This is a genomic window from Georgenia sp. (assembly GCF_054605595.1).
In genome coordinates this window covers 1-8,209 of sequence record NZ_JBTSDU010000017.1, presented here as the reverse complement: position 1 = coordinate 8,209, position 8,209 = coordinate 1, and the positions used below count along the sequence as shown (strand labels likewise).

Annotated in this window: 8 protein-coding genes; 3 read left to right on the top strand and 5 right to left on the bottom strand. The window is 71.9% G+C overall.

From position 1 onward, the window contains the following. From ACYC1Z_RS03985 to ACYC1Z_RS03975, 3 genes are all read left to right on the top strand, one after another. On the top strand, positions 1-715 hold a 715-nt coding region (locus ACYC1Z_RS03985), incomplete at its 5' end, for an enoyl-CoA hydratase/isomerase family protein (RefSeq protein ID WP_461408243.1). After that, positions 712-1,449: an SDR family NAD(P)-dependent oxidoreductase gene (locus ACYC1Z_RS03980; RefSeq protein WP_461408242.1), complete on the top strand. Its 738-nt coding sequence runs from the start codon at positions 712-714 to the stop codon at positions 1,447-1,449. The genes ACYC1Z_RS03985 and ACYC1Z_RS03980, both read left to right, overlap by 4 nt. Before the next feature lie 98 nt (positions 1,450-1,547). After that, positions 1,548-2,378 carry a sugar phosphate isomerase/epimerase family protein gene (locus ACYC1Z_RS03975; protein WP_461408241.1) on the top strand — a complete coding sequence of 277 codons (831 nt, stop codon included), beginning with the start codon at positions 1,548-1,550 and terminating at the stop codon, positions 2,376-2,378. On the opposite strand, the gene ACYC1Z_RS03970 is transcribed toward ACYC1Z_RS03975, so the two are convergent. The 5 genes from ACYC1Z_RS03970 to ACYC1Z_RS03950 all read right to left on the bottom strand — a co-directional run bounded on the left by ACYC1Z_RS03970 (position 2,350) and on the right by ACYC1Z_RS03950 (position 8,074). Further along, positions 2,350-3,333, bottom strand: coding sequence for a LacI family DNA-binding transcriptional regulator (locus ACYC1Z_RS03970; protein ID WP_461408240.1), 984 nt, complete (start codon positions 3,331-3,333; stop codon positions 2,350-2,352). The genes ACYC1Z_RS03975 and ACYC1Z_RS03970 overlap by 29 nt on opposite strands. A gap of 29 nt (positions 3,334-3,362) precedes the next feature. Beyond that, on the bottom strand, positions 3,363-4,187 hold the full coding sequence (locus ACYC1Z_RS03965) for a glucosamine-6-phosphate deaminase (protein ID WP_461408263.1): 825 nt from the start codon (positions 4,185-4,187) through the stop codon (positions 3,363-3,365). A gap of 60 nt (positions 4,188-4,247) precedes the next feature. After that, positions 4,248-5,378, bottom strand: a complete 1,131-nt coding sequence (locus ACYC1Z_RS03960) for a Gfo/Idh/MocA family protein (protein ID WP_461408239.1) — start codon at positions 5,376-5,378, stop codon at positions 4,248-4,250. After that, the gene (locus ACYC1Z_RS03955; protein WP_461408238.1) at positions 5,375-6,616 is read right to left on the bottom strand and encodes an AGE family epimerase/isomerase; all 1,242 of its coding nucleotides are present in this window, start codon (positions 6,614-6,616) and stop codon (positions 5,375-5,377) included. Before ACYC1Z_RS03955 ends, ACYC1Z_RS03960 begins: the two co-directional genes overlap by 4 nt. 138 nt (positions 6,617-6,754) lie before the next feature. Continuing rightward, complete coding sequence (locus ACYC1Z_RS03950) at positions 6,755-8,074, bottom strand: TRAP transporter large permease (RefSeq protein ID WP_461408237.1); 1,320 nt, start codon at positions 8,072-8,074, stop codon at positions 6,755-6,757. Between the last annotated feature and the right edge of the window lie 135 nt (positions 8,075-8,209).

Here is an 8,209-nt window from a genome sequence, read left to right as displayed (position 1 = left end):
GACCGAGTTGCGCGAGGCGGTCCAGGGGGCCACCACCAACCCCGCGAACCGAGCGATCGTGGTGCGGGGCGACGCCCGCTCCTTCTGTGCCGGCAACGACATCGACTCGATGCGCGCCCTCGACACGCCCGAGGCCGGCAAGGAGTACTTCGTCACCGGGATGCTGCCCACCTTCCGGGCCATCGCAGCGTCGCCACTGCCCGTGGTGGCCGTGGTCGAGGGCTCGGCCCTCGGTGGCGGTGTCGAGGTGGTGACGTGGAGCGACGTCGTCATCGCCGGCCCGAACGCCACCTTCGGCCTGCCGGAGACCAAGATCGGGGTCTGGGCCACCGTCTACTTCGGTGCGATGCCGTCGGCGTCCAACCGGCGCCTGGGCGCCCGACTGGCACTGGCCGGTGACACGATCGGCCACGTCGAGGCCAAGGAGCTCGGCCTGGTGACCTACGCCGTCGACGACGTCGAGGCCAAACTCGTCGAGGTCGTCGCGGGCATCGCCGCGGGCGCGCCGGACGCCGTCGCCCGCTCGAAGAAGTGGCTCAACCGCGAGCTGCTCGCCGACGGCGTCGGCGCCTCGGCCGCGGCGCTGGCCGAGCTGAGCGACCACACGCTCCAGGGTGCGGAGTTCGCCGGTCGCATGGCCGACTTCCTCGCCGCCAAGGAGGCACGGGCCGCGGCCAAGGCCGCCGTCCGCGCGGACGGCGGCGCCGCCCGATGAAGCGGTTCGCCGGGCAGATCGCGATCGTCACCGGTGCGGCGAGCGGCATGGGCCGGGACGTCGCCGCCGCACTGGCCGCAGAGGGTGCCCACGTGCTCTTCGTCGACCGCAGCCCGGCCGTGGCCGAGGCGGCCGAGGCGGCCGGCGCGACGGCGCTGGTGGCCGACGTCGCCGCGGCAGACTTCCCCGCCGAGCTGCTCGCCTGGCTCGACGGGCGCGGTCTGGACCACCTGGTCACCGCGGCCGGCATCCAGGTCCGCACTGCGGGCATGGACGTCACCGACGAGGACTGGTCCAGGCTGCTGGATGTCAACCTCTCGGCGTTCTACCGCACCGTGCGCGCGCTCTTCGACGCCCTGCGGCGCGGGAGTGCCGGGACACCGGGAAGCGTGCTCGCCTTCTCTTCCACCTCGGCGGACCGGGTGCTGCTGGGGATCGTGCCCTACGGCTCGGTCAAGGCCGGGCTCTCCCAGCTCGTCCGCGGCCTAGCCGCCGAGGTAGGGGAGACCGGGGTGCGCCTGAATGCGGTGGCACCGGGCTACATCCTCACCGAGATGACCGCCCAGATGCTCGGCGTGCCGGAGAACCGGGAGCGGATCCTGGGGCACACCCCGATGCGCCGGCTGGGCGACCCGGCGGACGTCACCAGTCCCGCACTCTTCCTGCTCTCGCAGGAGGCGCGGTTCATCACCGGGCACACCCTGCCGGTCGACGGCGGTTACGCCCTGCTGTAGTTCCCGGGCCGGGCCCCTCGGGCCGTGCCGACCACCCGTCGCCGGCGCCTGACGCACCCCCGCGTCGGGCGCTGGTCGCATCCACGAAAGGACGCACGATGCAGCTGTCCGAGGTCAGCCTGAACGCGTGGACCGTGAAGGATCTGCCCCTGCCCGACCTGCTCGACGCGGCGGTCGCCCATGGGTTCGGCGCGGTCGCGCCGTGGCTGGAGACCATCGCCCCGGTCGGCGACGCCCGGGCCGCCCGCCTCATCGCCGACTCGGGGCTGGCTCTCACGAGCGTGTGCCGGGGCGGGTTCTTCCCCGCCGCCGACGGCGCCGGCCGGCAGCAGGCCGTGGACGCCACGATGCGCGCCATCGACGTCGCCGCGACCGTCGGCGCCCCGACGCTCGTGCTGCTGCCAGGCGGGCTCCCCTCCCCCGCCCGCGGCACGGACGGCTTCGTCGGGCTCGCCGAGGCGCGTCGACAGGTGGTCGACGGCCTCGAGCGCGTCCTCGATCACGCCCGCTCCGTCGGAGTGCGCCTCGGCCTCGAGCCGCTCCACCCGATGATGGCGGCCGACCGCAGCGTCGTCTCCTCCCTCGAGGAGGCCAACGACATCATCGAGCGGTTCGACGACGACCACCTCGGGCTCATCGTCGACGTCTACCACTGCTGGCACGACCACGCCCTCGAGCGCGAGGTGCTGCGCGCCGGCGAGCGGGTGCTGGGCGTTCACCTGTCCGACTGGGTGCTCCCGCTGGGCAACCACCTGGCCAGCCGTGGGATGATCGGCGACGGGTGCATCGACCTGCCCGGGGCCGTCGCCCTCGCCCGCCGGGCCGGCTACGCCGGTCCGTTCGAGATCGAGGTGCTCTCGGACCGATGGTGGGCCGAGGAGCCACGCCACGTCATCGACGTCATCGCCCGGCGCTGGCAGGAGCTGTAGGCGGCGCCGTCGAGCCGCGCACGACCACCTCGGCCGACAGCAGATCGTCTGCGGGCACGGGCTCGCCGTGCATCATCCGGCACAGGGCGTGCCAGCCCGCCCGTCCGAGCTCCTCCCGGGGCGTGCGCACCGTGGTGAGCCCGGGTGAGGAGTATCCGCTGAACTCGATGTCATCGAAACCGGTCACGGAGATGTCCTCCGGGACCCGGATGCCGCGCTCGGCCAGGCGGTGCAGCGCGCCGAGGGCGACCAGGTCGTTGAAGCTGCTGATGGCCGTCGGTCCCAGGGCGAGCGCCCCGTCGGTCGCCTCGTACCCCGCTCGGATGGTGCCTCCTGCCTCGACCACCACGATGTCCAGACCGAGCTCCGCCGCTGCCGCCGCACCCGCCTCGAGCCGCCGCCGGTTCTGCCACGCCCCCGGAGGACCGGACAGGTACGCCACGCGACGATGACCGAGCCCGGCGAGGTGGTGGTACAGCGCCAGCATCCCCGCATAGTTGTCCACGCTCACGTCCGGCAGCGCAGTCGCCGGCCGGGGGCCGAGGACCATCACGACCGGTTTGTCCGCGGCGTGCAGCGAGTCCAGGTGCGACCGGTCCTCGCGGGGGCTGAGCACGATGAGGGCGTCGACGAACCGGAGCAGGTCGTGCGCCAGCTCTCGCTCCGTCGCCGCGTCCTCCATCGAGTCGGAGACCACCATCCGGTAGCCGTCGGCGGCGCTGGCGCGGCCGATGCCACGGATGACGTCGTAGAAGTACGGGTTGGACAGGTTCGGCGCCACCACGCCCACCATCCGTGAGCTGCCCGTCGCCAGGCTGCGGGCCATGACATTGGGCTGGTAACCCAGCCGCTTGGCCACCGCCAGCACGTGCTCACGACGAGCGGACGAGACCTTCTCGCTCCCCGCCATGACACGGCTGACGGTGGCGATGGAGACGTCGGCCGCCCGAGCCACCGACCTGATCGTGACACCCTTGCCCGGGGTCACCTCACTGCCCCCGCGTGGCCGTCCCCGCTGCCGTCCCCCGCCCGCAGGATGCTCTCCGCGGCGGAGTCGGTGTCGAGGTACAGGATGACGTCGCCGTGGGTGCGCAGCGCGGTGGCCGGGTTCTCCGCGGAGACCGGCGCGGTGAGCGCTGCCTCCACCGCCCGGCGCTTGGCGCGGCCGGGCACCACGCAGAACAGCCGGTCTGCGTCGAGGAGCCGTGGGATGGTCAGCGTGATGGCGTGGCGGGGCACGTCCTCCAGGGACGCGAAGCAGTCGTCGTCGACCTGCTGCCGACGGCAGGCCTCGTCGAGCTCGACGAGCTTGACCGGCACCGGGTCGGTGAGGTCGGCCACCGGCGGGTCGTTGAACGCCAGGTGGCCGTTCTGGCCGATGCCCAGGCACACGATGTCAATGGGCGCCTCCGCCAGCAGCGCGGAGTAGCGCCGTACCTCCTGCTCCGGGTCCGGTTCGGGCTGGAGCCGGTGGACGGTCCCGAACGGGACACGGTCGAACAGCGCATGGTCCAACCAGGTGGCGAACCGCTCCGGTGCGTCGGCGGGCAGGCCGAGGTACTCGTCCATGTGGAACGCGGTCATCCGTGACCAGTCCAGGTCCGCAGCGACGAGCCGGTCCAGCACCTCCTGCTGGCTCGGTGCCGCGGCGAAGACGATCCGCACGCCCTCCTGCTGGGCGAGCCGTGTCCGCAGCTCTGCGATCACGTCCGCGGCCGCCGCCTCGCCCATGGCCCGCCGGTCCGCGAACACGCGCACCTCCGGTGAGCCCACCACCACCTGCCCACCGCGCGCTGCCTGCTCTTCCATCTCACTCACACTCTTCCGGTCTGCTCAGGAGTCGCTCTGCCCAGGTTCCTCGGGCGCCGTTCAGGGGACGTCGATGCGGCGCCGCTCACGGGAGGAGCGCAGCGCCAGCTCCCCGAGCTGCACGCCGCGGGCGGCCGAGCCGAGGTCGTTGACGTGTGGGCGGCCGGCGACGACATCGCGAAGGTACTCCTCCCACTGCAGCCGGAACGGGTTGGCCGCCACCCCCACCGGCGGGACCTCCACCCAGCGGGTCCGCTCATCGGCCAGGGGCCGCTGCGTGTCCCCGGTCATCACCGGGGTGGCAGCGCCCGGCTGGATCGCGCAGCGCTGGAAACCGGCCACCGCCGACCCCGCCGTGCCGTCGACGTGGATCTGCAGTACCTCGTCGCGGAACATGCGCACGGCCCAGGAGGCGTTGACCACTGCGACCGCCCCGCCGTCGAGGTCGAGCGTGCTGTAGACGGCATCGTCGGCCGTGGCCTCGTAGGCCCCGCCCCCCTCGTCCCAGCGCCGCGGCACGTGCGTGGTGGCGACGGCGTAGACCCCCGTGACCGGGGCGACGAGCCGCTCGATGAGGTAGTTCAGATGGGTGAACATGTCGGAGGTGATCCCGCCCCCGTCCGCGGTGCGGTAGTTCCAGCTCGGGCGTTGGGCGGGGCGGTGCTCCCCGGCGAAGACCCAGTAGCCGAACTCCAGGCGGGCGGAGAGCACCTGGCCGAAGAAGCCCTCCGCTGCCAGCTCCCGCAACTTCGCGGGCCCGGGCAGGTACAGCATGTGGTGCACGATGCCCGCGGTCCGGCCGATCTCCTGCTGCTGCCGGGCGAGGGTGAACGCCTCCGCCGCGGTGGCGGAGGAAGGTTTCTCGGCGTAGACGTGCTTGCCCGCCCGCAGCGCCCGGGTGAGCGCCCCCGCCCGTGCTCCGGTGGCCTGGGCGTCGAAGTAGATGTCGATCTCCGGGTCGGCGAGGACGGCGTCGAGGTCGGTGCTCCACCGCTCGACGCCGTGCTGGCCGGCGATCTCACGCAGCCGGTCGGCACGCCGACCCACCAGCACGGGCTCGACCTGCACGCGGGAGCCGTCCGCCATCCTCACCCCGCCCGCCGCCCGGATCGGCAGGAGGGCCTTGATCAGATGCTGCCCGTACCCCATCCGCCCGGTGACACCGTTCATCGCGATACGCAGGGTGGTCATCTCCCTCCTCCTCCGACCCCGTCGGCGATCGCCCGTGCCAGGCCGGGACGCACGGGCAGCACAGGGATCAGGGTGGCCTGGAGGGCGTGGTAGACGTCGGCCTTGCCCTCCTTGATCCGGGCCGACGGCTTGTTGTCGAGGTCGAGCTCGTGGTGCCAAGAACCGCGTTCGGTGTCGACGAGGTAGGTGCGTGCGTAATCCCACCAGGTGGCGTACCGGTCGCGGTAGGTCCGCTCCCCCGTGACCGCGTGCAGGGTGGCTGCCGCGCCGATCGCCTCGGCCACCACCCAGTGGAGCCGGTTGCGCACCGCGGGGTGGCCGTCCCAGTCCACCGTGTAGACGAAGCCGGGCCGGCCGTCCACCGACCAGCCCTCACGGGTGCCGGCGTCGAACAGGGCGACGGCGGCCTCGCGCAGCCAGCCCGGGACGTCCTGTCCGGCGTCGCGCACCCCGGACTCGACCAGCATGAGCAGCCGGGCCCACTCGAACCAGTGCCCGATGGTTGAGCCGTAGGGCTTGAACGGGTCGTCGCGGCGCTCGTCGTTGAACTCCAGCAGGGGCTGCCAGGAGGCGTCGAAGTGCTCGGGGAGGCGCCAGCTCTGCGCCCGGGCGGCGGCCACCGCCCGCTCGCTGATGCGCACGCACCGGTGCAGCAGCTCGGCGTCGCCGGTGGCGGAGTACGCCGCCAGGTAGGCCTCGAGCATGTGCATGTTGGCGTTCAGGCCACGGTAGTCGGACAGCTCGGCGAAGCCGCGGTCCCATTGCTCGGTGACCATGCCGTGCTCCTCGTCCCAGAACCGCTCGTCGACGAGACGCAGGGCGGCGGCGAGCAGCTCCGGTGCGCCGGTGATGCCGGCGATCGATCCGGAGGCGCCGGCCAGGACGACGAAGCTGTGGGGGTAGGAGGTCTTCGTCGTGTCCAGCGGCCGGCCTTGCTCGTCCAGGGAGGTGAACCAGCCGCCGTGCTCGCGGTCGGCGAAGAGGGAGGCCAGCGCACGTACGCCATGCTCGGCGAGCGGCCTGCTGCCGGGGACGAGGAGCAGAGCCCCCAGGGCATAGACGTGACTCATCCGTCCGGTGACGTAGAGGAACTGCGGTTTGCCGGGGCTCAGCGCCCCCGCCGAGTCGAGCCAGCCGAAGCCGCCGTCGTCGACCCGGGCGGCCCGGCCGAAGTCGAGCAGCCCGAGGGCCTCACGGGCCAGCCAGTGCCGGTGCAGGGGCGGAAGTTGGTCGTTCATCGACACCTCTCTCGAGCTGGTGGATCCGCCGGCGACGTTCACCCTCTCCCGTTCGCGGACGGGCGGGCCGAGGATGCGCCGAGGGCCGGCCCGCGTGGTGCGCGCGCCGGCCCTCGTGGAGCGGAATGCGTGGTGGGCTTACGAGCCCGGTGCCATCAGGCCCATCGTGGTTGGCAGCCAGGTGCTGAGCGCCGGCCAGAACGCGGTGACGAGCAGCGCGATGAGCAGGCCGATGATGAACGGGATCAGTTTTCTGATCACCGGCTCCACCCGCATGCCCGCCACCTTCGAGCCGACGAACAGCACGTTGCCGACCGGTGGCGTGATGACGCCGAGGGAGAAGGCAAAGGTCACGAAGATGCCGAAGTGGATGGGGGAGAGCCCGAACCCGCCCACCCACAGGGGCAGGAAGATCGGCGTGAAGATCAGGATCGCCGGGGCCGGGTCCATGAACATCCCGACGACCAGCAGGATCGCCGTCATGATCAGGATGATGACGATCTCGTTGCTGCTCAGGCCCAGCAGGGTGTCGGAGATGAGCTTGGGGATCCTGGCGAAGGACATCACCCAGGACAGCAGACCGGAGACGCCCACCAGCAGCATCACGATGGCGGTGGTGCGAGCGGCGTCCAGGAGGATCCCCGGCAGTTCGCGCACCTTGACCGTGCGGTAGGTGAAACCGAGCACCAGGGTGTAGACCACCGCGATGGCCGAGGACTCCGTCGGGGTGAACTGGCCGGTGAGGATACCGCCGATGACGATGACGATCATGAGCAGCGAGGGCACCGCCCGCCAGAGCACGAGCAGGGAGACCTTGAAGCGCGGGTGGTCGGTCGTGGGCCGGCCGCCGTACTTCCGCGATCCGACGTACGCCACGACCATGCAGGTGAGCGCCCACAGCAGACCAGGTCCGACGCCCGCCATGAAGAGGGCAGCGATCGACGTGCTCGAGGCGAGCGAGTAGATGATCAGCGTGTTGGAGGGCGGGATGAGCATCCCGGCCGGGGCGGAGGCCACGTTGACGGCGGTCGCGAAGGACTTGTCGTAGCCCTCCTTGGCCATGCGCGGGGACATGACCGAGCCGATCGCCGCGGCGGAGGCCACCGCGGCTCCGGAGACGGCCCCGAACATGGCGTTGGCGACGACGTTGGTCTGTGCCAAGGAGCTCGGCATGCGGCCGACCAGGACCTTGGCGGCGTCGATGAGCCGGCCGGCGATCCCGCCGGAGTTCATCAGCACACCGGCGAGGACGAAGAACGGGATGGCCAGCAGCGAAAAGTTGTTCACCGCGGTGAACAGGCGTTGCGGGCCGGCGATGACGGCGCTGCCGAAGCCGATGACGGCGATGGTCGCGAGCAGCGACGGCAGGCCGATGGCGACGGCGATCGGTACTCCCAGGGCGATGCAGGTGAAGATGCCGACCACGAGGATGATCGCGGCGAGGGTTGCGGGATCCATGGGTTCAGTCCTCCCGGCCGTTGTTCTCGTCGTCCGCCGGGCCGGACGGGCCCGGTTCCGGACCGGCGGCCGACTCCCCGGCGCCGTAGGTCGCGGCGGCAGCCGCGTCCTTGGCCGCGTACGCGGCGACGGCTG

Coding starts and splice junctions, on each gene's coding strand:
- ACYC1Z_RS03955 (WP_461408238.1), bottom strand. CDS start 6,616: ATGAACGACCAACTTCCGCCCCTGCACCGGCACTGGCTGGCCCGTGAG.
- ACYC1Z_RS03975 (WP_461408241.1), top strand. CDS start 1,548: ATGCAGCTGTCCGAGGTCAGCCTGAACGCGTGGACCGTGAAGGATCTG.
- ACYC1Z_RS03960 (WP_461408239.1), bottom strand. CDS start 5,378: ATGACCACCCTGCGTATCGCGATGAACGGTGTCACCGGGCGGATGGGG.
- ACYC1Z_RS03950 (WP_461408237.1), bottom strand. CDS start 8,074: ATGGATCCCGCAACCCTCGCCGCGATCATCCTCGTGGTCGGCATCTTC.
- ACYC1Z_RS03965 (WP_461408263.1), bottom strand. CDS start 4,187: ATGGAAGAGCAGGCAGCGCGCGGTGGGCAGGTGGTGGTGGGCTCACCG.
- ACYC1Z_RS03980 (WP_461408242.1), top strand. CDS start 712: ATGAAGCGGTTCGCCGGGCAGATCGCGATCGTCACCGGTGCGGCGAGC.